Here is a 23,611-nt window from a genome sequence, read left to right on the forward strand (position 1 = left end):
CACATGTTTGGAAGGTACGAGCTGAGGACCCAGTTCATCAAGGTTGGGGACGTTAAAATCCACATCGTTGAGGAGAGTCCGGGCCTCTTCCGCTATAGGAGGGATGAGGTTACCGCGATATTCAAGGGCGGGAGAAATATTGACGTTCTGCCGGCTCCGGCCGAGGGCTACGGTGTGAAGCTCCTAATGATAGACCTTCTGGAAAAGGTCATCGTTCCTCCCGGAGATTCCTTCGTTTTCTACCTTGAGGCCCCCATCGAGGTTCTGGTCTCAATAGGGGAAAAGGTCATAGACAGGTTCCAGCTCTTTAAGGAGAAGTACGCCCTCTACGGGACACCTCAGATCGGTGCGATAGCAAGGTACTGGAAGTCGGGCGTTTATACATCAACGCCTGAGTTTCCCGGCGTCGTTAAGGTTGTTCTCACCAACAGGAGCAGGGTATGGCGGGAACTCGACCACATAGTGTTCTTCATAAAGGACAGCGTTATGTACTATACGAAAGACAGGGCATTCTACCCTCTGATGATAGTTGAGTTCAGGTCGGGAATCCCCGAGGTTAACAACACCGGGAAGCCACCGGAAGAAAACCTGATTCCGACAAAGGAGGAACTCCCCCTTCCCAACTTCCTGATGAGGTGGTGAGGATGGACGTTTCATCCCTTAACATAACCCTGATCTCCGGGATGGACGGGGGGAGCATATCAATAACACTGCTCTCAATAATCAAGGCCGTCGCCATTCTGGTTCTCGGGGTTATACTGGCGAGAATCGTCAAGGCTGAGGTAATAAAGGCCTCAAGGAACACCACCTACGTCTGGATAATAAACGAGGAAAGCGCCTCTGCACTCTACAACCTGATAGTTTTCATAGCCGTTATAGAGTCCCTCAATGCCCTGGGGATACTCTCCTACAAGCTCTGGGGCGTTACCCTGAGCAACCTCCTCATAGCCCTCCTGATTTTTTACTTCTCCTACCTCCTCGCGAAGAAGTCCAAGGACTACCTAATCTCCCGGGCACCGCAGAGCAAGCTCCCCGAGGTTCAGCTCAAGGCAAAGCTCTTCTACTACACCGTCATAACCCTCGCCTTCTTCATTGCCCTGAACATAGCGGGGATAAGCGGTGAGCTGTCAACCCTCCTAGCCGCGGCCGGAATAACCGGTATCGTCCTCGGTTTCGCCTCTCAGGCGGTCATTTCAAACTTCATCTCAGGAATTTTCATGTACTTCGACAAGCCCCTCCAAGTTGGCGACGCCGTCAGGCTTCCCGAGTCGGGCGTTGAGGGCATAGTCGAGGACATTCACATCCTATCGACGCGGATAAGACAGTGGGACGGGACGCTGATAAGGATACCAAATGCATCTCTCTTCAACAGCAGCATAGTAAACCTCCAGAGGTATCCAGTGAGGAGGACAACGATAGTCGTGGGGATTTCCTACAAGTCCGATATCCGGAAGGCCATCGACACCGTACTGAGGGTTCTCGATGAGGAGCCCTACGTCCTGGCAAAGCCCGAGCCGAAGGTTTATGTTGAGGAGCTCGGCGACAGCTCCGTGAACCTGACGATATGGGCGTGGGTTCCCAGTTCCCTCTGGATCGGGCAGAACCTTCTGCGCTCAAGGTTCCACCTCCTTCAGAAGATAAAGGAGGCCCTTGAGGCTGAGGGAATCGAGATACCCTTCCCGCAGAGGGTCAACTGGTTCGCGGAAGAGCTCAAGGTCAGGATTGAGAAGTAGCTCCTACCCCCTTCATTTCTCACGCCGTGCTAAAGTTTAAATACAATGATGGACATATTAGCCCATTGGTGATATTTATGCGACTTCCATCTGTGACACCTTTGGAGGAGAACCGTCTCTGCAGAAACCGGGATGAGTTCGACCGACTGGTGAAGGAAGCCCTGGCAAGGGGCAAAGGTGCCTTCCTGAAAATCTTCGGAAAGGCTGGAGGAAGGCCCTATTATGCCACCATTCTCATCGATGACGAGAAGGTGCTCGCTGTGGAAACCGTTGACGTATCTTCGGGTGCCTCCCTCGTTGGAAGCGGAGCGCTGGATGTTGTCAACAAGATGGTGGCTGAAGGACCGCTCGTTGTTGATGTATACCCCCTTAGTGATGTGGATGTGAAGATGTCCATTGTCGATAACATCGACGTTTACAACAATACCCCGAAGATGCCCCTTTCAAGACTTCACTCATCGCCAAGGTCAGAGGATACCGTGGGAGGCCCGACAGGAGTCCAAGCTCTTTCAAAACCTCCGGAAGTGGTGGGGCATAAGACTTCGGTTGAAAAACCCCGCAGGAGGTTTGAAGTCAAAATAAAAGCTCCGGTTGAGCTTGACCCATACCTCCGGGGGATGGCCAAGAGAATAAACTCACTGGCCAAGGCCTCGGGTATCGAGCTATCGGGGCTTGAAATAGAGGCAAAGGAGGTCAGGTACGCCCTCGGCTCCGGTTCCGCAGTCCACGCAACGGTAAAGCTCTATACCGGGGGGAAGGTGACTGGAAACATTAAAAACGACTTTGAGAGCGCGATATACCGTGAGGCAGGGGAGCTCTCGAAGGACCTGGGGAAGAGGGTTGTGATAAGCAGGGTGCTCTTTTCATAAACTACCTTTTTCTATCAGGGCGTAGAAGAAGCCTATGGTCTTGTGCCTGTGGGGCCATGCCCTCATCGTGCCCTCAAGAAAACCGGGGCTGTATGGGCCATCTACGGGCACTAGTCTGGCGTTTTCGTGCCTCTTCAAAAACCACTCCACAACGCCCTCGTTTTCCTCGGGAAGCATCGAGCATGTCGAGTAGAGAAGCCTTCCTCCGGGCTTCAAGAGCTTCCAAGCGCTCTCGATTAGCTCCTTCTGGAGGGCGACTACTTTGGGAATGTTCTTTTCGCGGAGACGCCACCTGAGCTCTGGGTTCTTCGCTATCGTTCCGTCGCTCGTGCATGGGGCATCGAGCATAACCCTGTCGGCAATCTCCTCGCCTATTATCTCCGGTGCATTCCTTCCATCGGAGGTTATAACCTCAACTATCTCGACTCCCGTCCTTCTGAGAACCTCTTTCATGCGCCTTACCCGCGCCCTGTCGACGTCAAAGGCGTATATTTTTCCTCTGTTCTCCATCAGTTCCGCCATGTGGGCGGTTTTACCCCCCGGAGCCGCCGCGAGGTCAACGACCGTTTCACCGGGCTTGGGGGATAGGACGAGGGACGCAACTGCAGGGGCTTCTTCCTGAGCTATCGCCCAGCCCTTGTTGAGAAGCCACCCCGGATTAAAGGAGTCGAGGATTCTAATGACCGTCTCGACCCTCTCACTTCTCTTAAAGCGGACGTTCTTTCTCCTCAGGTAGCTTTCAACGTCCTCAACGCTCGCCTTCAGCCTGTTCACCCTCAAACTCGTCGGGAGGGTCTCGTTGAGGGCCTTGAGGAGCTCCTCCGCCTCGTCGCCTAGGAGAGAGCGCATCCTCGCTATGAACCACTCTGGAAAGAGGTACTCCCACTTCAGCCTCTTCTCCTCGGTGTCCAGCTTTGGGACGTAGTTTACGACCCTCGGCAGGAGGTCGTAGTAGTAATAGCCCACGAAGGGGTGGGTCTTTCTGGAGAGGAACTGGGCCAAGCCCTTCAGGTGTTGCAACGTTTTCTCGCCCGGTTCCCTGAAAACGGCCACCTCAACGGCCACCCTGAGGGTTGCCCTCAGCCAGGGATCGAGGATAAGAGGCGAGACTCCAACCAGCTCCTCTATAACCTCGTCTATGAGGCCGAGCCTCCTCTGGATGGAGTAGAAAATGCCAGTCAGCTTTGAGTTCTCCCAGCCCTCAATCCTGTACTTTGAGAAGGCCTTCCTCTTCGCGCTCTGGCTTGGCTTTATCTCTTCCCCGAGCTTGACGGCCTCGATGAGGGCGTGGAGCTGCCTGTCGCTGAGTTTCAATTTTCCCATCCAGCACACCGCTATAGTGCCGTTCTGTTGCCGTAAAAGAACTCACCTGTGAAAGTGCCGGCACTTGACGATACCAGGTAAGCTTCCTCAACAAGGCCCAACCGGGCCAGCTCCTCTGCGACCCTCTGAGCCTCGCGGGGATGCAGGCGATAGTAGCGGGTGACCATCTCCCGGAGCCTGTCGAAGGCGTCAATGGCTTTAACCTTTATGAACTGATCGCTGCACGATGAGAGGAGCCTTCTAAGGGCAGGCAAAACGGCTTTTATCACTGCATCCATAGGGAACACCACGGGTAGCTTCGTCAGCCTTATAGACGCGGTTAGACCGGCATCTATAAGCCTCTCGCTGTTGCTGTTTATCAGGTCGGCAATCCTTTCAACCAGCAGCTTCCAGTCGTTTCTCTCGACCGCTCCCGACCTTATGAGAACGAGCGACGCCACGGCAATTTCCTCTGCAGTTCCATCCCTTAGGGCTCTGAGGAGCAGAGAGGTTGTCCTTTTGGAGACGTATGGAATCTTTATGCTCTCTATGACCTCCATAATACTCGACCAGACCCGGGGGCTCTTTGAGGTGGACTTTTTGAGTATTACCTCAATGATCGGGGCAAGTCTTCTATCGGTTAGCGGGTTGTTTTTGAGAAGAATGGCCAGAAGTTCGAGGGCCCTGCTCGAAATCCTGTCGTCGTCGCTTCCGGCGGCGGCTATTATCTCATCAAGCCCAAGCTCCAGAACGCGTTTTCTCTCTTTCCAGTTCGATCCCCTCGTGGATTCGATAAGAGCAGTCAATGCCCTTATCTTGAGGGTTCCGTCCCCTGATCTCAATACGCCAAGTACCTCCACTAGGGCCCTCTCGTCTTCAGCGACTACCTCGGCAACCCTTCCAACATCCCATGTTTTAAGGGTCTCCCTTATTTCAGGCACCTCCTCCATTGTGCACACCCGTATTTCTCTGATTTAAATATCTCCGCCTCAAATATAGCCTTTTCGCTTAAATAGCTCCAATGTCCCTTGAGGATTTTTCAAAGCGGTAGATATCAACGGGTATTCTCTCCAACCTCTTCCTGTGGAAGTGGAACTGGGCTGGAATTTCGAGGAAAACCGTTAGGCGATGGGTAATCCTGAAACCGTATTCATATGTAAATCTTTCGATAAACCTTCTAACTTCCGGCTTTGCCAGGTGGATTGAGTACACCGAGAATGAAATTTCAAAGGCCTTCTTGAGGAAGGGTCTGTCGGCATGTTTTATCTGACTTCCAAAGGGGGGGTTCATGATGACGGTGTCAACCTTGGCTGAGAACTCCGAGACGTCTCCCTCAAAGACCTCAACGCACTCCGAGGTTCCCGTCCTTTCGAGGTTCCTCCTGAGTACTCTAACCGCATTGCCGTCCTTCTCAACGGCGTAAACCTTTTTAGCCCCCAGAAGGCACGCTCCTATGGAGAGAACCCCCGTCCCGGCTCCGAGGTCGGCTATAACCCTGTCCTCGATTTCCCCGAGGGAGTGGGCCAGCCAGAGGAGCTCGGAAGCGACGTTTCCGGGCGTTCTGTACTGTTCGAGCTCCGCCTTCGGGTTCTCAAACCCCTCCAGCCGGGAGAGCAGGATCGCCAGTTGCTTCTTCTTCATGGAATCACCCGTAGACCCTCTCAACCAGCTCCCTGAGGGTTCCGTTCATCTGATAGCCCGGAACCTTTAAGGCCGTTCCCGCTATGCCGAAGATTATCGTCACGGAGACCGCACCAACGAAGAAGAGGATGAAGGCCAGAATGGACGCGGAGAGAGCGCTTCCAGCTTTCAGGCCCTTGGCAAGGAAATAAGCAAGTGTCATTAGAAACCCCACCACGAAGCCGAGCTTTATTGAGACCAGGGGTATAGCAACTGAGAGAAGGAGCAGGGTTATCCATCGGGGCTTCAGGTAAGTGAAGAGAGCCATAACGGTTTTGAGCGACCAGTAGCAGAGGAGGAACCAGTTAGCGATGCTAAAGACTGTTCCTGTATCCATGAAGCGCTACCCCCAGTGGCTCGTCTTCGGTTCTCTCAACACCGAGTATTTCGTCGAACTCGTAGTCCTCGCGGAGGCCGAGCAGTATCTCCGCTTCCCTCGGGGTGAGGACGGGCTTCCTCCAGTTCTCGTAGTCGTCTATGGGAACCCTCGGGCAGGCGACGACGACGTAGGCGTCAAAAGAAAAGCCCTCCAGGGCCGGGTAGCTTATGTGGTTCATCACGAGGAGCTCGGCCCTCTTCCCGTGCTCGCGGAGGAGCCTCACGATTCTCCGGGCTTCACTCAGGCGGAGCTGGCCCTTCTTCGTGCTCGTCACAACCCCGAAGCTTTCGGCGTCCATTGCCTTGGCAATCTGGGCCCATCGCTTCCTTATCAGCCTCTCCGCTTCCCCCTTCATCCACGTGGCGTCGCCGGAGTAAGGGTTTACCGCCAGGGTCGGCTTTTTGGTGGCTATGGCGACGCCGAGCGGGTGGAAGTAGCCGGCTCCTATGAAGAGCACCCCCTCGCCACCAACCCTCGCGCTTGAGAAGTTGCACCCCAGAACCTGTCCCGGCCAGCTTACCCTTGAGTCCCCTCTCCCGATGAGAACCTCGAAGCCATTGTTCTCCAAAAACACCCTGGCCTTTTCAAGCTGGTGTATGTGCTGAGCCGTCGTCACGAGGGCTATCCTCTTTCCAAGCTTTTTGATCTCTTCAAGGTTCTTCTCAAGGGCGGGAACTACCTCAACCTCCGCAAAGGCAGGAACAAAGATAGTCGGAACCTCCAGATGGAGCTTCATGTAGCTGTGGCCCAGATGGATTAGGGCATCACAGCCGAGGCTCTTGGCCTCTCTATCGGCCGGGTCGCAGGCGCCGTAGTTCACCTCCCCATGAAGCATGACCTCGATTCCGTTCTCTTCAAGGAAGCCCCCCAGGGCCTCGGCCTCTCTCCTCAACCCCTCTGGGGACTGTATGAGAACCCTCCCTGCACCGATGAGCCTGAGCTCCTTAAGGACTTCCCGGGCATGTATCTCGTGCATCCGATCACCGCTCTCCCTTGGTGGCGGGCGTTTAAATGCTCATCGCTTACAACCCGTTACTTCTGAATTTTCAGGTCCGTTAATGGCGTTATGCGAACGTTGGATTACATTAACAGACGTTGCACAACATTTATTAACCTCAATGCCCCTTGGAATTTTTGCAAGATATTGGGAGGTGCATCAAATGAAGAGGGTTGCACCCATACTTGGACTGCTCGTTCTTGTAGTGCTGGCGAATCCCGTGGCGGCCTCCAGTAGTCTTGGGGGCTCAGACCACTGGCACCCCTATCCGAGCGGCATAATCCCGGGGGACATAGTGATAGGCCACAACCCCCTCAGCGACCTCATAATCCCCGGCTACTGGACGCACACCGGGATAATAGCCTACTACGACTCCAACGCAGGGGACTGGGTTGTCATAGAGGCATGGGACAACCCGAGCGCGGTCAGAATGGTCTACCTCTCCGACTTCCTTAAGAGGTACGACACGGTCGCGGTTCTCCGCGTCAGAACGACCAACGAGATAAGGCTCGCGGCCGTTAACTTCGCCTTCCAGCAGCTAGGAAAGCCCTACGACTGGAAGTGGTGGACAAAGGAGGTTTACGGCGACAGCTACTACTGCTCGGAGCTGGTCTGGGCCTCTTATAAGGCCGTTGGAGGACCCGATATCGACGCCCACCCCGGCTTCAGCTGGAAGTACCTCTGGGGAGTCGCACCCCAGGAGATATACGACGACGGTGACACCTACGTGATCTACTACCACAGCGACGCCTGATTTCCCCTTTTTCTGTTTCATTCCGAAACCCTTTTATACTTCCTCTGCGGATTATACCTCGAAGTTCGATGCATCGGGGTGAGTGATATGGAGACCGTCGAGGGGGTTATTGTCGTCACCACCGAGACGATACCGGGCTACAGAATAGTTGACGTCAAGGGCATCGCGCGCGGTGGCATCGTCCGGGCCACCCATATAGGGAGGGACATAATGGCCCTCCTCCGGAACATCAAGGGCGGTGAGGTGAAGGAATACACCGAGATGATGGCCGAGGCTAGGGAGGAGGCCTTGAGAAGGATGGCGCTCCACGCCAAGGATATGGGGGCTAACGCAGTCATTAACGTCCGCTTTGCGACGTCGAACGTCGGTTCAAGCCTCGCCGAGGTCTACGCCTATGGAACCGCCGTTGTCATCGAGAAGGAGTGATGAGCATGTACCTTTTTCCCTTTCCCATCCTTGGAGGTCTCTTGGCATGGGCGACGGTTTATCTCATCGGCTTCAGGAGGCAGAGATGGGGTGAGCTGCTCCTCGGCTTTGCTGCCTTCTTCATCGCGATTTTCGTCCAGAACCCCCTCCAACAGCTCCCCCTCCTTGGAATCGGAATCCGCTCGAACGCCGACGTTGTCTCGAGGGGAACGGCCTTCACCGTGGCCGTTGCACTATGGCTCGGCCTGATTGCCGGCCTCGTACAGGAGGGTGTCAAGTACTATCTCGTGAAGGAAAGAAAGCTCCGTGAGGCCGTCTTCGTCGGCCTCGGCTTTGGCGTGACCGAGGCCTTTTTCGTGGCGGGGGTTAGTGTCCTCATGGTTACCATTCACGGGGGCTCCCCCGAAGTCCCACTCCCAACGGCACTCCTCTCGCTCTCCGAACGCTACTTTGTAACCCTCTTCCACGTTGGAACCGCGGTTCTTTTAGCCTACTACGCCCAAAAAGGTCTGGGGAAGAGGGGGCTTCTCTATATGATTGGCCTGCACACGGTACTTGATACGGGCGCGGCATACTTTCAGCTGATTCAGGCTGCTCACGAATCAAATGTCCTAATCTACCTCCTTGAGGCAATCGTTGCGGTTGTTGGAATTCTGGTGTTTGCTTACGGGGCGTTAAAGGCACTCAGCGAGCCAGAAGTGGAAGAAAAGCCAATCTGGTGAGGCCCTTGCTCGGAAACCGGAAGGAAAAGGCCCTCAAGAAGCTCCGAAAGGAACTCCGCTCCGGCCTTTATTCCTACCTTGTCCTCTCTCTACTTGAGCGAGAAGGGGAACTGCACGGCTACGCGATAAGGAAAAGACTTGAGGTTCTCAGCGGGGGGAAGCTCGTGCCGAGTGAGGGAGCTTTGTACGACATCCTTAAGGGCCTCAGAAAGCTCGGCCTCCTTGAGGACTTCTGGGCCGAAGTCGGCGGGAGGCCGAGGAAGTACTACCGCCTCACCGACCTCGGAAGGGAGGTTTTGGTGGAGCTGAGGCGTGAGATAGACGAAATCGTTGGGGTTCTCTCAAAGCTTGAGGGAGGTGGAGAGTTTGAACTCTCAAACCGCGGTTGAGCTGTTCATATCCCTTGGCATCCTGCTGGCGGGTCTTCTGACGCTCGCCTTCAGAGACAGGCAGAACCCCTACATCGGGGTCAGGATAGGCTACACCTATATGTCAGGAGAAGCGTGGAGAAAAGCTAACACCGTCGGCGGCCTTTTCTTCGTCGGCCTCTCCCTCGTGATGATTACTCTCGCGGTGATTGGCGTCTCAATAACAACCTTCACTCTCGTCCTCGTTACGGGCGTTCTCATTGGGGCGGGTCTCTCTATAACCATCGCCAGAAGGGTCTACGAGATGGAGGAGATTTCCACTGAGGCCCCTGCAAAGCCCGAAGGGGAGAGGATAGAGGTGAAGGTCGGGCCCTACATGCTCATTCAGCTTGCCTTCCTCGGCCTCTATCTCCTTCTCGTGGCCCTGAACTGGAGGACCCTTCCGGATACGATGGCGGTCCATTTTGATGCCTCCGGAAACCCCAACGGCTTTATGTCAAAGCTCTGGGGAGCCCTTCTGGTGCCCATCCTCGTCTGGATTATCCCCTTCGGTCTGACGGTGCTCGGAAAAGACCCGGGCTTCTTCGCGAGGATGGGGAACTTCTCAACTAGCGGGTGGAGGGCGTGGGCGTGGTTCAACACCCTGATGAGCCTCGGAATTATTATGGTTTCTTCATCGATGGTTCTGTACAACCTCGGAAAGCTACCGTCAAAGGCGATGACGTACTCAACACTGCTCTTTATGGCGCTGGTATTCATCGGCATTTACCTGCTCCTGAGGGTGAGGGGAAATGGAAGAGCATAACCTCCTCAGAATCCTCTATGGGCTCTTTCTCGGTGGTTTCCTTATCATTGCCGGCCTGATAACATTCACCGCCAGAGACGAACCCGGAATAGGCTTCAGAATAGGCTACACCTACCTCTCGGACCGGGCCCGTAGAAAGGCCAACTTCATCGCCGGAGTGGGAACGCTGATAACGGGCTTTCTGTTGATAGTTCTCTCCCCATTCCTTCCTTGGATGTGGCTGATGATCGCTCTGCTCGCGGGCCTCGGAATCACGTTGTTCCTTGCCTATTCCATCGCAAGGCACGAGTACGAGCTTGAAGAGCTCTCAAAGAGTGCACCCGACAAACCGGGGAGGAGGATAGAACCGCCAAAGGTCGAGAAGTACGTTGTCCTTCAGCTGACCTTTCTCACGGTTTCACTGGTTCTCTTCGTCGAAAGGCTTGGGGAAGGTTCAGGAGTTGAAATGATGGTTGTCGTCCAGCTCTTCCTCCTTGTACTCACGATTTTCGCTTCCCAGCCAGTCGTCTTCCAGCTGGCCCCGAAATTTAGGGGAAAGATGGCCGTAGGCTTTGCCGGGGCAATAACGATAGTTTCTGGAACAATGACACTTCAGCTGGCCGTTATGGCTTTAAAGCCAAACATGAGCCCGCTTACTGGAATCCTTCTGCTTTTCGTTTCGCTGGGCTCAATATTCTACGCGGTCTTCATATCGCTAACGAGCGCCTATGAGGAGGGTTATTATTAGCCTTCAAGGGCCTTCACCAGCTCCTTTTCGTTCCCCTCTCTAACGAGCCCGATCTCAACGGCATGCTCCAGCACGTAATCTGGAAAGGCCGTGGTGAAGAAGGCCCGTATCCCCCTACCCGGTAGGTAAAAGGCGTAAACCCTGACCGGGCCGTTGCACTCGCCCTCGAAAACCGCAAAACCCTTCTCGGCGTTTATCCTAACGACCCTCCACGAGAAAATCTCGGCAAGGTCAAAAAACGCCTCGAAGAGCTTTGACCTCGCATCCCTTAGGGCCTTGTTAACGGCCTGCCTCGAAATCCCAAGGGACTGAGCTATCTCGATTTCGCGCATGCCTTTAGCTCTCATGAGCCAGATTCTCTCCATGCCTTCAGGAAGTCTGAACATTCAAACCACCCGCTAGGATGGATCTAAGCCCCTTCAGAAATCTCTCCTTTGATGCTGACTCACCTAGGAGGACTATCTTTTCATTTTCGGTTTTGATTATGATCGCGTCTTGACCGTAATCCCCGATGGAGATAAAGACATCAAAGAAGCCGTAGGCGATAACACTCAAGCTGAACTCGGGATGCCGGAGGTAAAGGAACGCCAGCGCCGAGACCAAGGAGATGATTCCAGAAGCCATAACCCGGGTTCGCTTATCTACAGGCCTGAAGAGGTAGTTAAGGGATGAGAGCAGGGAGATATAAATCCAGAAAATTCCGTATGACTGCCCCCGAAGAAGCAGGAGGATTCCCACGAATAGTCCAGTTGCTAGACGCCCCATGGGAACCCAGGGCCTTTGAAACTGTCCGATTATCCTGATTCCATAGGCCTCGGGCAGTTCTATGACCTCAACTACCTCGTCCGGTAGGATTTCCTTTTTGGCGAGAGGGATGGGTCTTCCAATCCTGATGACTATCTTCTGGCCCTCTATTCTGGCCTCGCTTGTGAAGGAGATGTAGATGATAAGCCAGAAAGAAAGCCCCATAAGAATCCAGCTGACTTTCTCGCCTGTTAGGAAAGACACCACAAGAAGCAGGAAGGGCACGAGAACAACCGGATGGTCCACTATTTTCAGTACCATCCAAACACCTCCAAGGGTCTCCCTTCGATGTTTTCAATTTTCACCTTGGAAGGGGCATAGGGGCCGTAATCCTTCATAACGGCGCTTCTGCCTGTTGAGACAGCTACCATGACGATCCCAAGGAGAAACGCTATCCTTGAATGGACCCACAGGGAAATCCCAATCAGGAGCCAGCCCCACGCTCTGACGAGGAACAGCCTCCCTCCTGCTGGCATGGGGTAACGGCCGAGCTCCATACCCTTCACCGTGTCAACCTATGTAGGTTGACACAATTTTTAAGCCTTTCGATATGCTTAAATTATCTCCCGCACTTCCAGCGGTGGTGAGGTTATGTCTCTTGAAGAGCTCTACCGCTACCTGAACTGGCGAATGGGCCCAAGTGATGAAAGGGCCAGAGAGCGGTTCGAGGGAATAGAGGGGTTTTTCGAGTCCCTCGACTGGCTTCCCCGTAACGGCAGGGTTCTCGACCTCTGCGCCGGGACGGGCATAGCGGGTGTAGCACTTGCAAAGGCAACCGGTGCGAAACTCCTCACGGTTCTCGACGCCAGAAGGGACGACCTCGGGCTCGCCCGCGAGTGGCTTAAGATTGCCGGCATAAGCCCGGAGCTCAGAACGGTTCAGGGGGACGCGAGGGAAGTGGCGAACCTCGTCGGGGAGCACGATGTAGCTCTCCTCTGGGGCTACACGATGCCGCACTTCGATCCCTTTGACGCGGTAAGGCTCTTCGCGAACGTTGTCCTAGTCCTCAGTGAGGACGGGGTTTTCATGATAGAGGACATGGACAGGGTTTACTGGATACTTTACAGGGCCGGTTACAGGAGGTTCCTCATAGAAGGCCGGAGGGAGAACTGCACGATTGCTTCCATGCATGAAGGGTACGACTTCGAGAGGGGCACCTTCAGGAGGGGCTACTACCTCCTACCCGGTTTAAAAAAGATAAGCGACGTCAACTTTCACTATTGGGACATAGCGACTCAGCTGGCCATAGGGAGCATTTTCTTCAAGGAGTACGGGTTAATAAGGCGCGAGGAGCACGGTAACCCGAAGGTTGGCGATGTTCTCTACTTCAAAAAGCCAAGAAAAGAGCTTGGGCTGGAGACCCTCAGATGACGTAGTACTGGGGCCTTCTGTCCCTGAAGATGTCGTTCCTCTCGTTTATCCTCTTGTCCCTCGCGAGTGAGAGGTCAATCTCGACGACTGCGACCTCTTCCCTATCCTCACTCCCCATCGCCAGAACGTCCGCCAAGGGAGAGGCTATCATGCTCTTACCTATGAACTTCAAACCCCTCTCCTCGCCAACCCTGTTGGCAGTTATAGTATAAACCCTGTTCTCCAGAGCTCTAATCGGCATCGCCCTCGGTGCGTAGGGCATGACCAGGTTGCTCGGATGAGCTATTATCTCCGCTCCTTTTAAAGCCAGAGTCCTCGCGCTCTCCGGGAAGAACCAGTCGAAGCATATCATAATCCCGACCTTGGCTATTCCAATGTTGAAGACGTGGAAGCCGAGGTTTCCGGGTTTAAAGAACAGCTTCTCCCTGTTGAAGAGGTGAACCTTCCTGTATTTTCCGATGTAGCCCCAGCCAACCGGACCGACTATAACGGCCGAGTTGTAGAGATTGCCCTTTTCGTCCCTCTCCGCGGTACCTGCAACTATGAAGGCCTCCTTTTCCCTTGCGAGCTCGACGAGGAACTTCGTTGTTGGCCCGTCCGGTATCTCTCCCGCCACCTCAGCAACTTCAGACCTGCTCTCGAAGTTGTAGCCGGTGTCGAAGAGCTCGGGCAGGACAACGAGTTTCGCTCCTTTCTCGACGGCTTCTCCAACGAGCTTCTCCGCCTTCGAGTAGTTCCTCTCGGGGTCCAAAAGGACCGGCTCCATCTGGACGTAGGCAACCTTCATGGTATCACCGTTACATCTTTGTCCTCGGATTTGATAAGGGTGGCGGTTTCTCATACATTGAAGTCCGCGGTTTTCGGCGCTTTTCTCTGGTTTTTCTGGCTGAAAATTGCCATCAATAGACTTTGCTTTTCATACATTAACGCAAAGTTGGTTTAAACCAAAATTCAGTCGCTAAAGGGATTTTAGGACGGTTTAAGGCTCGGAATAGAGATACTGCACGAACTCAACTCACCGGCTCTTTAGTTGCCCTAAAAAGGAGGAGTTTCAGCCTAAGGGGAAAAGCTTAAAAGTGAGCCCTTTAAGCTCCTCCCGGAGATACGGGAGGTGACGCTCATGAAGCGCAGACCAAGGAAGTGGAAGAAGAAGGGAAGGATGAGGTGGAAGTGGATTAAGAAGAGGATACGCAGGCTCAAGAGACAGCGCAGGAAGGAGCGCGGGCTTATCTGAGGCCTGCACTATGCCCCTTTCTTTTGGAGACCTCTCCCTTCTTCTCAGGACTTCCCTCGGAAGGACGCTCGTTTTTGCCGACCCCCACATAGGTTTCGAGCTCTCCAGGGGTTTGAGGATTCGCACCGGGTTTGAGGAGGAGCTGGCTTTCTTCGTCCTCGAAGTTAACCCCGATGTTCTGATAATCCTTGGGGACGTTAAGGAGCCCCTCGGCCTGAGCTTCCGCCTGCGGGAGATGCTCCTCCGCTTCTTCAGCCAGATACGTGATGTGAACGTTCTCATAGCGAAGGGGAACCACGATGGAAGAATTGAAGAAGTGACGGAGAACTTCCCCAACGTTGAGGTCTCCGACCACTTCCTGATAGACGGCAAGCTCTTTCTTCACGGCCACAGGAGGCTACCCCCCATGGATTTCGAGGAGGCCTTCCTCGGGCATGCCCATCCGGCTTATACCTTCAGGAGCGGTGGCGTCTCCAAGAAGGTCAAGGTCTTCGCCAGGCTTGGGAAGTTCCTGGTTCTCCCGACTGTGAACCCCTACGTAGAGGGTTTTGACGTCAGGGAGGGTGTAAAGCTCGTCCCGTTCCTCCGGGGATTTAGAGAGGCAAGCCTCTTCCTCCCCGAAGGGCTCTACATTGGAACCGTCAACGTTTAAAACCATTCTGTGTACGTTGGTAGGATGGCAATGAAGGTAATCGTCGTTGGTGCGGGTCGCGTTGGGAGGCGCGTTGCGGAGCACCTCTCAAAGAGATACGAGGTGACGGTCGTTGATATAAGGGGTGAACTTATTGAGGAGCTTCAGTACTTTCTCGATGTCCTCGGCGTTGAGGGCGACGCCACGCTCCCGGAGACGCTGGAGGAGGCGGGAGTTGGGGAAGCGGACTACGTTATAGCGACCACCGACAACGACAACGTTAACATCATAGTCTGCTCTCTTGCAAAAACCCTCTCGAACCCAAAGACGATAGCCCGCGTTAAGAACATGGACTACCTCCATGTATGGGGCAGGGGCAGGAAGGCCCTCGGCGTCGATCTTATGGTGTGTGCCGTTCCTCTTGTTGCGAGGAGCATAATAAACGTTGTCGACTACCCCGAGCTGAGATTTCTCAGGAACATCTACGGCAACCTCTACGTTGGCGATGCGGTTTCTGTTCCAGAGGACACGTGGAGTGTGGAAGTTGGTGGGAGAAAGCTTATAGTGGGCACCATCGAAGAGATAAAGCGCTCCTATCATCCTAGAAGGCCGAAGAACGTCCTGATCATGGGGGGAAGTGAAACGGGAGTTTTACTGGCCTCCATGCTGTCAAACAAGGGGTACGACGTCAAGCTCGTTGAAAAAGACCCCCAACGGGCACTTTACGCATCTAAAAAGCTGGAATCGGCAATGGTGATTCAGGGAGACGTCTTCGACGTTTCCCTCTGGAGGGAAGAGGGGCTGAGTGAAGCCGAAGTGGCCGTGGCTTCCCTAGGAAACGACAGCGATAACCTCCTTGCTGGACTTTTGGCTATGAAGCTTGGCATTGAAAGGGTTTTCTCTGTCGTTCACGAGGCGTTTTTTGGCGATATCTTTGAAAAGAACGGCATTTTTGTCGTCAGTCCAGAGGTTGAAACAGCGGACAGAATAGTCCTAGCCACGAAGGGCGAGCACGTCCTTGGTGTTGTCTCAGGGATACCCGGAGTCACCGTCTTGGCCGTTGAGGTTAATGATGCCTTAGTCGGTAAGGGGCCTAAGGAAGTTGGTGCTGTGCTCGGGCCCGTTATCAGGGAGGGTGAAATCGTAATCCCGACCGATGAGTTCCGCTTGAGAAGGGGGGACGTAGTCATCTTGGTCGTTGAAAACGAAAGGCTTGGGGAGATAGAAATATGAGGATGCGCTCTACACTTGCCCTTCTAGGTGAGATAACAACCCTCCTTGGCCTTGCCTTCCTTCCTCCACTTCTTCTGGCGCTGAAAGAGGGCACCCCGGTGGGGCCATTCCTCATTCCCCTCTTTTTGAGTCTATCTATTGGTCTCTCCCTCCGTCTTCTCGACAAAAATCCCGAAATAGGGACTAGGGAGGCCTTTTTCTTGGTCTCTGTCGCATGGTTGGTCGTTGCAATCTTGGGGGCCTTGCCCTACATCCTCTTCGGGAAAACTTCCCTCGCTAATCCGGTAAATGCGCTTTTTGAGAGCATGAGCGGTTTTACTACTACTGGTGCCACAGTCCTCGACGACTTCTCTGGCTTGCCCGGCTCGGTGCTTTTCTGGCGCCAGTTTACCCAGTGGCTCGGCGGAATGGGTATAGTGGTTCTGGCAATAGCAATACTTCCAAGGCTCAGTGTCGGCGGTGCCGAGCTCATGAGCCTTGAGGCTCCGGGCCCACAGCTCCAGAAGCTTACCCCCCACATAAGGCAGACCGCAAGAATATTCTGGGCCATCTACCTGGCCCTGACGCTCCTTGAAACCACCCTGCTGAGCCTCCTCCATTACCTGGGGATGGCCCCAAGGATGACCCCATACATGGCGCTCCTTCACTCCTTCACGACGATGAGCACCGGTGGGTTCTCCCCCCTCTCCGCCTCGTTGGGAGCTTTCTCTCCGATCGTCCAGTGGGTTGTTATAATCTTCATGGTGCTCGCTGGGGCGAACTTCGCCCTCTACTGGTATCTCCTTAGAGGGGACTGGAGGATCTTCAGAAACGAAGAGTTCAGGGCTTACATCCTCTTTCTCCTTGCATTCTCCTTCCTTCTCGTTCCGATGCTCATAGGACAGTATGGGTTCTCTTTCCTCACCGCCCTCAGGCAGGCCCTCTTTCAGGTAACGTCAATAGTAACCACCACAGGCTATGCTACAATGGACTTCGCCCGCTGGGTGCTACCTGCTCAGACGGTGCTCTTCTTCGCCATGTTCATTGGCGGTTCCAGTGGCTCCACTGCAGGTTCAATTAAGGTAGTCCGGTGGGTTATAGGGCTGAAAGCCCTCAGGAGGGAGCTTTTTCAGACCTTTCACCCAAATGCTTTAAGGCCGGTTAAACTTGGCGGGAAGCCCGTTGATGAGCACTCCGTCAGGGGTGCCCTAGCGTTTATAGTCCTTTACCTGCTGGTGTTCCTGCTCGCGTCGCTCTTCGTTATGTTCAACGGAACTACCACGGGGGCACAGCTCAGCATAGCCGATTCAATGAGCGCCGTTGCGGCGACCCTTGGAAACATAGGACCGGGCATCGGGGCCGTTGGGCCAATGGCCAACTACCTCATCTTTCCCCCTTCCACAAGACTGCTGATGTTCTTCCTTATGTGGCTCGGCAGGCTTGAGATAGTAACTGTTCTCGTTCTATTTACACGGGCCTACTGGAAGTGGTAATGAAAAGGCTTATTAACACCTGTGCAATCTAATTTTCATAGGTGTGAACAAACAGTTGGGTGACAGGGATGAGCGACGTTTACGAGAGGCTTGAGGCCTTGCTCCGTTCCCTGGGGGTCAAAAAGACCGAGCTGAGGATATACCGCCTCCTCCTTGAAAAGAGGAGGCCCATGAGGGTAACCGAGATAGTGAACGAGCTCGGGATAAGCGAGCGCTCGGTCAGGGAGCACGTGCTGAGCCTCTACCGGAAGGGCATCCTGAGGCGCGAGCTCGTCCAGCAAGGCTGGCTCGGATACACCTACAGCGCCGTCTCCCCAGGTGAGCTCCTGGAGCACATAAAGGCCACCATACTGAAAAGGATAAACGAGCTGGAGGAAGAGCTCAGGGGCTCTGGGAGCTGAGCGAGACTATTCCGGCCCCCGCGAGGAGTTCTACCAGATTCTCAAGCTTTTCTTTCTCAACTCTGCCGTATTCCTCCTCAAGTGCCATTAAAGCCCTCTCCCTCGGGAGGATCTCTCCGAGCATGAGCAACTCGTGGAGTTGGGTGTAAACCTTCCTCTCCTTCGTCAGCTGTTTGAAGGCCCTCCAGTCGGCGTTTCTGGCCCTTATGAGCCTCTCGTTCAGAATCCCTCTGGACTTCCACTCCAGCCAGGGTTCTTCCCTAAAGTCGTGCCCCACGTTGATTCCCAGGTAAACCGAGTCCCGGGCGAGACCTCTGAGAACGAGCCTCTCGGCCTCCTCCGTATCACGCTCCATTGACAGCTCCCCGAGAACTTTCAGGGAGTAGGCCCTAGCGAATCTCCTGAGTTCGTTCTCCTCTCCTTCAGCCAAGGCTAGAGCAGTGGCCAGAACGGCCCGCCCGATGATCCCGATGGTTTCCCTGCTGAGCTTCTCAACGCTGTCCTCGCTGGAGTGGTAGAAGCGGTCGGGCCACGTTATGGGCATCACCGCCGGAACGCCGAAGAAGTTCAGGACGTCGTGGTCGCTCCCCATCTCGTAGGGATAGGCCCTGAAGGGCATTACCGGCATCGGGCTTCCAGAAAAGCTCGAACCCCTGGAGTTCGACAACTCAAGGTATGCCTCCAGAAGCCCTGAGACCATTGAAAACCTTGAAAGGGGCGTTCTGACAAGCATAAGCGTGGAGCCGGAACGGTCGGGGCTTCCGGCGACCATATCGAGGTTTATGGAGGTGTAGTATTCATCAACCCCGAGGGAATCCACAAAGGCCTGTGTTCCGTGGTACTCGGGAACCCAGAGGAAGGCGAAGCCGAAGCGGGATGAACTTCTGGCATTGCTCAGGGCGCGGGCGAGCTCCATCAGCATCGCGCTTCCGGAAGCGTTGTCGTTGGCCCCGGGCTTCGGGTGGCAGATGTGGGCCGTGAAGAGGATGTAAGGGGGCTCCCCGACCTTGGCGAGTAGCATTGGCAGGTCTTCTCTCTTCTTCACCTCGCTCTCGACGTTTATTCTCGCCCTCACTCCCCCGCTCAGGGCCTTTCTGGTTAGCTCCTTCGCGACCTCCTCGGGGACGGCGATGGCAGGTATTTCGGCCCATTCCATGTCATCCTCCGTCAGGAACAGGCCGATGTAGGGGAATGCCTTCCCGCCCTTCTCCCTGTATGCTATGAAGCCCTTTGCACCGGCCTCGTTGGCTTTCCTGTATGCCTCTCTCCAATCTCTCCCGACGAGGACAACCTTCTCCTCTGCCCTCTCCCAGTCTTCCTCCCTCAGGATTGGCAGGACTTCCCCTTCGGCTTCCCCCGGAGGGGAGTGGGCCATCACAAGGAGCGGGCTCTCCCCGGTCGTCAGCGTCTTTTCCCCGAGCCGGGCTTTTCCTTCTACAAGCTCCCACGCTATTGGAGATTTAAGGGTTAGGTGCCAGCTCCTCCCGTCGTAGGAAGCCCTGTGGAGCTCAACCTCAACCCCGAGCTCCCCAACAAACTCCTTCACGACGAGGACTGTATCGACGAGCTCCCTTGACCCCTGTATCCGATGGAACTTCCCAATCTCGTTGACGTAGTTGAGAACGCTCTCCCTACTGAACTTCGCCCGGTCAAAGAACCGCCTCATAATACCACCGGGAAAAATAGGGGGAGGAGCTTAAATGCTTACCCCCACGTGACGTGCCTGTTGAAGAGAAAGCGGACTACGAAGGACAGCACTATTCCCACGAGGTTTGCCAGGAGGTAGTTCATTCCGAGCCAGACGAGAACCACGTAGATAATCCACTGGAAGAGCGCCCCGGTGAGGGCAGCTGCGTGAAAGCTCAGGAGCCTCTGGGGGAGGGGTCTTTTCCTGAGGTCACGGAACGTCCAGAGGTCGTTCCATAGGAAGTTGTTGAGTATCGCTAGCTCGGTGGCGGGTATATTGGCTATATACTTGTCGATGCCAAGGTGGACGAAGAGCCAGAGGAAGCCCTCGTTAACCAATACTCCGGAGAGACCGACCAGGCTGAACTTGAGGAGCCTGTCTAGCTCGCCTTCCCAGCGCATCAGCCGGTAGAGGTGCCTGAGGTAGTTGAACATCGTTCTCCCGCTCAGCTTGCTCTCGCCGGCTTTTCTGAGACCGAAGGTGAAGGGCACCTCAGCGACTTTTTCATAGCGCCCCTTGATGAGTATCTCAAGGAGTATCTTGAATCCCACCGGGTTCAGCTCAACCCCCTCGACAACCTCCTTCCTGAGGGCGAAGAAACCGCTCACCGGATCACGAACGTTCCTTATCTTCGGCAGGGCCAGTCTTCCGAGCATTATTGCGCCCTTCGAGATGAGCTTCCTGTACCAGTACCAGTTCTCCACCCTCCCACCGGGGACGTAGCGACTGGCTATTGCAATGTCAGCCCCCGCTTCTATCGCCTTCAGCAGGCTCGGGATGACCTCCGGCGGGTGCTGCAGGTCGGCGTCCATAACGACGAAGACGTCTCCACTGGCCTCTTTGAAGCCCCTTATTACAGCTGAAGAGAGGCCCTTCTCCTTTGTTCTCCTTATCACTCTGACGTTGTACTTCCCCGAGAGTTCTTGGGCCAGCTTCCAAGTCTCGTCGGGTGAATCGTCATCTACAATAACTATCTCGTAATCGTAGCCCTTCAGTGCCCTCGAAATCCTCTCAAAGAGCTCCGGGAGGTTCTCGCGCTCGTTGTAAGTCGGCACTATGACGCTTACCTTCATCTTCCCACCTGCCGGCTCTCCTACTCCGTAAACTTTATAAGTCCTGCGAATTCCCTTATGAGCGGGTAGTGGGGCCGTGGGGTAGCTTGGTCTATCCTTCCGGCTTCGGGAGCCGGAGACCCGAGTTCAAATCTCGGCGGCCCCACCATCGGGACTTTGCCCGGCTAGCTATCATCAGAGTTCGTAAAGCTTTTCCAAAAGCTTCAGCGCCGGCGAGAGGTTAGGTGCTTTTCCTAAGGGTTTGAGTTTGGAGAATTTTTATGTGTAAGTTTGGTCTTTTGTGCGTGTTTAACTTGAGAAGTTGCCCCTGAGCACCGATAATGAAATTGAAACTGTTTGGGGCTTTTTAGTATTAAACACCCTTTTCTGAGGAGAATTTTGACAGAATTCCTGGCTTGGCAGAGTTTTGATGACTATACATGCCATTTCTCATCGAGGGGGTTTGAGGAAGCTTTTCCGATGAGCTTTTTGGTATTCTTCATCGAGCTCGAAGAGCATTGCTAAATCCTCAAGGATTTCCTCAGCATCGGCCTTCTCAAGGAGGGGTTCCCAGTTGTTGCTCACCTCGGCGAGGTAATAAAACCTCTGCCAGCTAACGCCGTACTTCTCCTCAATACTCTTCAAGGCTCTCTTTATCTCTCCTGAAAGGCTCATGGACAAACCTCCAACAAACAAAAGTCATCGGCCCCGCTCGGGGCCTCGGCCTCCTTCATCAATCCGGCGGGCCTCAACCGTAGCCCAACCCAACCCCGCCGGCTCTCTGGTGGCGATGGCCCCCTCACGAAGGTCCGGGCCGTCATCGCGCCCTCGACCCGGGCTTCACTCGGGCGCCCAATAAGGAGAGGCGTTCGCCAAGCCCACCTCACGAGGTTAAGCACCTCACTCGGCGGGCAACCCCAAGATACTTAACTGCTAAAAACTAATAAACGTTTTCCGTTACCAGTACTGAGTGGTTCAACTTCACTTCGTTCTTTAGCCCTTCCCCAGAAGGATTCCTCCCACGATGAGGCAAAGCCCGAAGACCGTTGAGGCCTCTATCCTCTCCCCCACCGCCAGCGAGATGAAGAAAAGGCTCAGGAAGGGCACGAGATAGGCCAAATTCGAGGCGAACTCCATCTCATCCTCTATAGCTCTGTACCAGATGAGGAAGGTAACGCCCATCTCGAATAGGCCGACGTAAACCGCTCCGATAAGACCTTTAAGGGGCGGAAGGGTAAGCCCGCCCGAGAAAGCCAAAGCTAGAAAAACGTAGGCGGAGCCGAAGAGGAAGTTCCAAAAGGTCTTCTCAACCAGAGGTCTATCATCCTTAAGGTTCAGCACCCAGTAGGAGGCCCATATCACCGCGCTCCCGAGGGCTAGGGCAACCCCGGCTGGATTCGAGAAGTCCAGCCCCCTCAGGTTTCCCCTCGTGGCCACGATAAAGGCACCAAAGAAGCCGAGGAAGAGCCCGGTAACCACCCTTATTCCGGGCCTCATCCCGAGGAGCGGAACCGAGAGAAGGACGAGCATCAGAGGCCAGGTGTAGTTCAAGGCCTGCGCCTCCTGAGCAGGAAGCATGTCATAGGCCGAGAAGAGGACGGTGTAGTAGAGAACAAGGAGAAGGCCGAGGTAGGCCGAGCGGAGGTTCTGCCTCCTTATAGAGAACTCGCGGGAGTGGAGTATTCCAAAGACTACGAGGGAAGTTAGAGAGGCGTAGAATAGCAACTGGAGTGGTGTCAAATACCTCAGCGAGAGCTTGAAGGCGGAAGCGACAGTTGACCAGAGGAGCACCGCGAGGAGAGCGTGCCTTTTGGGCATGTCTGGAGATGGAGCGGGAGGAATAAAAATCTATCCGCTCTCCTTCAGAACCCGCTCAATGACCGGGTCAACTATGCGGTACCTCCTCCTGCCATCCACCCATTCCCTAACTATCCAGCTCATCTTTTCCAGGCTGTCCAGGAGTTTTGCAAGCCTCGCCTTTGGGACTTCCTGCCCCTTTACGGCTAAATACTCCCTGAGGAGCTCCCAGCGGTTGTAGCCTTTTGCGATGCCCTCAAGGATCAGGACGTAGCGGGGACTTCTCCTTTCAAGTTCTTTGAGCTCTCCCCTGAGGAAGCCTTCGGCCCTCTTTAAGACGCTCTCAATCGCGGATTTAAGGTTCCTCTCCCTGATATAAGCCCTCCCAAAGTCCACAAGCCAGCCAGGGATTCCGTCAAGGACTTCAACTGCTCTTTCAATGTCCATCATCGGAACTTCAACACCCGCCTCCGCGAAGCCCTGTTTCAGGAACTCGACGGAGAGACTTCTCGAAAAGGGCATCAGCCTTACTTCCCCGTAGCTCCTTCCGTAAAGGGGGCTCTCGTACTCGTCAAGGCCGAGGAAGTCGTGGAGGAGACCGACCTCCGAACCCGTCAGGATGAACCTGAGGTTCTCAAGGTTATCATAGGCATAGGCAAGGAGTGCTAAAAACTCCCGTCCCCCGCGGGAACCGTAAAAGCGGAGGTATTGGGCCTCGTCCACACCTATAACAGCCCCGACCTCATTAAGGGCCTCAAGGACGTCGGAAATTTGAAGGGATTTCTCGAACCTGAGCTCAATCCCCTTCACTCTCACGCCCCTAACGGTCTTCATGGCCTCGATGAGGATGCTTCTAAAGTCCTTGCCCAGGGAGTTGAGGGCCCTCTCAAGCTCCCTCCTCAGGGAATCCGCCGTTATCCAGCCACCTGAATCGAAGTACATTTTCCTGGCGTCTATGTAAACACCACTCTCAATCTCGTTGAGCGTTGCCCTCAGGAGGGAGCTTTTACCAACCCTTCTTATCCCGAGGAGGAGCGTTAAGGGCTCATCAGCTGATAAGAGTGCCTCAAACTCTTCTCTCCTATCGAATAACTCCTCAATGCTCCTCTTAGGCCTCGGGTCGAACAGCATAGGTAACGCCCCCGTTACCAGGTAACGCCCCCATTA

The 23,611-nt window shown here is 54.5% G+C and carries 28 protein-coding genes and 1 tRNA gene; 15 read left to right on the forward strand and 14 right to left on the reverse strand.

The annotated features are described in order from the left end of the window. The first annotated feature begins 3 nt into the window (after window positions 1-3). The 3 genes from MVC73_RS01390 to MVC73_RS01400 all read left to right on the forward strand — a co-directional run bounded on the left by MVC73_RS01390 (window position 4) and on the right by MVC73_RS01400 (window position 2,602). Window positions 4-642 (forward strand): DUF432 domain-containing protein, encoded by a 639-nt coding sequence (locus tag MVC73_RS01390; RefSeq protein ID WP_297506188.1) that lies wholly within the window; start codon window positions 4-6, stop codon window positions 640-642. A gap of 2 nt (window positions 643-644) precedes the next feature. Beyond that, window positions 645-1,733, forward strand: coding sequence for a mechanosensitive ion channel family protein (locus MVC73_RS01395; RefSeq protein ID WP_297506256.1), 1,089 nt, complete (start codon window positions 645-647; stop codon window positions 1,731-1,733). Window positions 1,734-1,810: 77 nt separating this feature from the next. Next, window positions 1,811-2,602 (forward strand): DUF2226 domain-containing protein, encoded by a 792-nt coding sequence (locus MVC73_RS01400; protein ID WP_366938912.1) that lies wholly within the window; start codon window positions 1,811-1,813, stop codon window positions 2,600-2,602. Here the strand turns inward: MVC73_RS01400 and MVC73_RS01405 are convergent. Genes MVC73_RS01405 through dph2 form a run of 5 tightly spaced genes read right to left on the reverse strand, consistent with a single transcriptional unit; the run spans window position 2,597 to window position 6,939 of the window. Beyond that, on the reverse strand, window positions 2,597-3,925 hold the full coding sequence (locus MVC73_RS01405) for an RsmB/NOP family class I SAM-dependent RNA methyltransferase (RefSeq protein WP_297506190.1): 1,329 nt from the start codon (window positions 3,923-3,925) through the stop codon (window positions 2,597-2,599). The two genes, MVC73_RS01400 and MVC73_RS01405, sit on opposite strands and share 6 nt — an antisense overlap. 11 nt (window positions 3,926-3,936) lie before the next feature. Further along, window positions 3,937-4,854: a hypothetical protein gene (locus MVC73_RS01410; protein WP_297506191.1), complete on the reverse strand. Its 918-nt coding sequence runs from the start codon at window positions 4,852-4,854 to the stop codon at window positions 3,937-3,939. A 58-nt stretch (window positions 4,855-4,912) separates the two neighbouring features. Further along, a complete protein-coding gene (locus MVC73_RS01415; protein WP_297506192.1) occupies window positions 4,913-5,545 on the reverse strand; it encodes an METTL5 family protein in 633 nt (210 codons plus the stop codon). 4 nt (window positions 5,546-5,549) lie between these two features. After that, window positions 5,550-5,921, reverse strand: coding sequence for a hypothetical protein (locus tag MVC73_RS01420; RefSeq protein ID WP_297506193.1), 372 nt, complete (start codon window positions 5,919-5,921; stop codon window positions 5,550-5,552). After that, entirely contained in the window at window positions 5,899-6,939 is a 1,041-nt protein-coding gene (gene dph2 / locus MVC73_RS01425) for a diphthamide biosynthesis enzyme Dph2 (protein ID WP_297506194.1), read from the reverse strand. Before dph2 ends, MVC73_RS01420 begins: the two co-directional genes overlap by 23 nt. A gap of 184 nt (window positions 6,940-7,123) precedes the next feature. Here dph2 and MVC73_RS01430 point away from each other — a divergent pair, with 184 nt between their 5' ends. The 6 genes from MVC73_RS01430 (at window position 7,124) to MVC73_RS01455 (ending at window position 10,762) form a co-directional block, all read left to right on the forward strand. After that, window positions 7,124-7,714, forward strand: a complete 591-nt coding sequence (locus MVC73_RS01430) for a YiiX/YebB-like N1pC/P60 family cysteine hydrolase (RefSeq protein WP_297506195.1) — start codon at window positions 7,124-7,126, stop codon at window positions 7,712-7,714. A gap of 87 nt (window positions 7,715-7,801) precedes the next feature. Further along, the gene (locus MVC73_RS01435; RefSeq protein ID WP_297506196.1) at window positions 7,802-8,140 is read left to right on the forward strand and encodes a heavy metal-binding domain-containing protein; all 339 of its coding nucleotides are present in this window, start codon (window positions 7,802-7,804) and stop codon (window positions 8,138-8,140) included. Next, complete coding sequence (locus MVC73_RS01440) at window positions 8,140-8,862, forward strand: YhfC family intramembrane metalloprotease (protein ID WP_366938911.1); 723 nt, start codon at window positions 8,140-8,142, stop codon at window positions 8,860-8,862. The genes MVC73_RS01435 and MVC73_RS01440 overlap by 1 nt, the downstream gene beginning before the upstream one ends. A gap of 5 nt (window positions 8,863-8,867) precedes the next feature. Beyond that, window positions 8,868-9,251, forward strand: a complete 384-nt coding sequence (locus MVC73_RS01445) for a PadR family transcriptional regulator (protein ID WP_297506197.1) — start codon at window positions 8,868-8,870, stop codon at window positions 9,249-9,251. Further along, on the forward strand, window positions 9,229-10,035 hold the full coding sequence (locus MVC73_RS01450) for a DUF1648 domain-containing protein (protein WP_297506198.1): 807 nt from the start codon (window positions 9,229-9,231) through the stop codon (window positions 10,033-10,035). The genes MVC73_RS01445 and MVC73_RS01450 overlap by 23 nt, the downstream gene beginning before the upstream one ends. Then, the gene (locus MVC73_RS01455; protein ID WP_297506199.1) at window positions 10,022-10,762 is read left to right on the forward strand and encodes a hypothetical protein; all 741 of its coding nucleotides are present in this window, start codon (window positions 10,022-10,024) and stop codon (window positions 10,760-10,762) included. The genes MVC73_RS01450 and MVC73_RS01455 overlap by 14 nt, the downstream gene beginning before the upstream one ends. Here the strand turns inward: MVC73_RS01455 and MVC73_RS01460 are convergent. From MVC73_RS01460 to MVC73_RS01470, 3 genes are read right to left on the reverse strand one after another with little or no spacing between them, the layout of a single operon-like run. Next, window positions 10,759-11,148: a hypothetical protein gene (locus tag MVC73_RS01460; protein ID WP_297506200.1), complete on the reverse strand. Its 390-nt coding sequence runs from the start codon at window positions 11,146-11,148 to the stop codon at window positions 10,759-10,761. The genes MVC73_RS01455 and MVC73_RS01460 overlap by 4 nt on opposite strands. Then, window positions 11,132-11,827: a hypothetical protein gene (locus MVC73_RS01465; protein ID WP_297506201.1), complete on the reverse strand. Its 696-nt coding sequence runs from the start codon at window positions 11,825-11,827 to the stop codon at window positions 11,132-11,134. The genes MVC73_RS01460 and MVC73_RS01465 overlap by 17 nt, the downstream gene beginning before the upstream one ends. Continuing rightward, the gene (locus MVC73_RS01470; protein ID WP_297506202.1) at window positions 11,818-12,072 is read right to left on the reverse strand and encodes a hypothetical protein; all 255 of its coding nucleotides are present in this window, start codon (window positions 12,070-12,072) and stop codon (window positions 11,818-11,820) included. The genes MVC73_RS01465 and MVC73_RS01470 overlap by 10 nt, the downstream gene beginning before the upstream one ends. 85 nt (window positions 12,073-12,157) lie before the next feature. Here MVC73_RS01470 and MVC73_RS01475 point away from each other — a divergent pair, with 85 nt between their 5' ends. Continuing rightward, window positions 12,158-12,937, forward strand: coding sequence for a class I SAM-dependent methyltransferase (locus MVC73_RS01475; RefSeq protein ID WP_297506203.1), 780 nt, complete (start codon window positions 12,158-12,160; stop codon window positions 12,935-12,937). On the opposite strand, the gene MVC73_RS01480 is transcribed toward MVC73_RS01475, so the two are convergent. Continuing rightward, window positions 12,930-13,724 carry a nitrilase gene (locus tag MVC73_RS01480; protein WP_297506204.1) on the reverse strand — a complete coding sequence of 265 codons (795 nt, stop codon included), beginning with the start codon at window positions 13,722-13,724 and terminating at the stop codon, window positions 12,930-12,932. The genes MVC73_RS01475 and MVC73_RS01480 overlap by 8 nt on opposite strands. A gap of 457 nt (window positions 13,725-14,181) precedes the next feature. Here MVC73_RS01480 and MVC73_RS01485 point away from each other — a divergent pair, with 457 nt between their 5' ends. The 4 genes from MVC73_RS01485 to MVC73_RS01500 all read left to right on the forward strand — a co-directional run bounded on the left by MVC73_RS01485 (window position 14,182) and on the right by MVC73_RS01500 (window position 17,908). Next, a complete protein-coding gene (locus tag MVC73_RS01485; protein ID WP_297506205.1) occupies window positions 14,182-14,823 on the forward strand; it encodes a metallophosphoesterase in 642 nt (213 codons plus the stop codon). Between the two features lie 24 nt (window positions 14,824-14,847). Further along, window positions 14,848-16,035: an NAD-binding protein gene (locus MVC73_RS01490; RefSeq protein ID WP_297506206.1), complete on the forward strand. Its 1,188-nt coding sequence runs from the start codon at window positions 14,848-14,850 to the stop codon at window positions 16,033-16,035. Then, entirely contained in the window at window positions 16,032-17,507 is a 1,476-nt protein-coding gene (locus MVC73_RS01495; protein ID WP_297506207.1) for a TrkH family potassium uptake protein, read from the forward strand. Before MVC73_RS01490 ends, MVC73_RS01495 begins: the two co-directional genes overlap by 4 nt. 68 nt (window positions 17,508-17,575) lie before the next feature. After that, complete coding sequence (locus MVC73_RS01500) at window positions 17,576-17,908, forward strand: transcriptional regulator (RefSeq protein ID WP_297506208.1); 333 nt, start codon at window positions 17,576-17,578, stop codon at window positions 17,906-17,908. On the opposite strand, the gene MVC73_RS01505 is transcribed toward MVC73_RS01500, so the two are convergent. Together MVC73_RS01505 and MVC73_RS01510 are read right to left on the reverse strand one after the other, a co-directional pair. Further along, window positions 17,889-19,574, reverse strand: coding sequence for a DUF4910 domain-containing protein (locus MVC73_RS01505; protein ID WP_297506209.1), 1,686 nt, complete (start codon window positions 19,572-19,574; stop codon window positions 17,889-17,891). The genes MVC73_RS01500 and MVC73_RS01505 overlap by 20 nt on opposite strands. Window positions 19,575-19,612: 38 nt before the next feature. Further along, complete coding sequence (locus MVC73_RS01510; RefSeq protein WP_297506210.1) at window positions 19,613-20,668, reverse strand: glycosyltransferase family 2 protein; 1,056 nt, start codon at window positions 20,666-20,668, stop codon at window positions 19,613-19,615. 70 nt (window positions 20,669-20,738) lie between these two features. Between MVC73_RS01510 and MVC73_RS01515 the strand changes: the two genes are divergently transcribed. Continuing rightward, window positions 20,739-20,816: transfer RNA gene (locus MVC73_RS01515), tRNA-Pro, on the forward strand. Between the two features lie 281 nt (window positions 20,817-21,097). Here the strand turns inward: MVC73_RS01515 and MVC73_RS01520 are convergent. From MVC73_RS01520 to MVC73_RS01530, 3 genes are all read right to left on the reverse strand, one after another. Then, complete coding sequence (locus tag MVC73_RS01520) at window positions 21,098-21,322, reverse strand: hypothetical protein (RefSeq protein WP_297506211.1); 225 nt, start codon at window positions 21,320-21,322, stop codon at window positions 21,098-21,100. Window positions 21,323-21,640: 318 nt separating this feature from the next. After that, on the reverse strand, window positions 21,641-22,465 hold the full coding sequence (locus MVC73_RS01525; protein ID WP_297506212.1) for a DMT family transporter: 825 nt from the start codon (window positions 22,463-22,465) through the stop codon (window positions 21,641-21,643). A 30-nt stretch (window positions 22,466-22,495) separates the two neighbouring features. After that, a complete protein-coding gene (locus tag MVC73_RS01530; protein ID WP_297506213.1) occupies window positions 22,496-23,575 on the reverse strand; it encodes an ATP-binding protein in 1,080 nt (359 codons plus the stop codon). Window positions 23,576-23,611 lie beyond the last annotated feature (36 nt).

The organism is Thermococcus sp. (assembly GCF_027052235.1).
GTDB lineage: Archaea > Methanobacteriota_B > Thermococci > Thermococcales > Thermococcaceae > Thermococcus.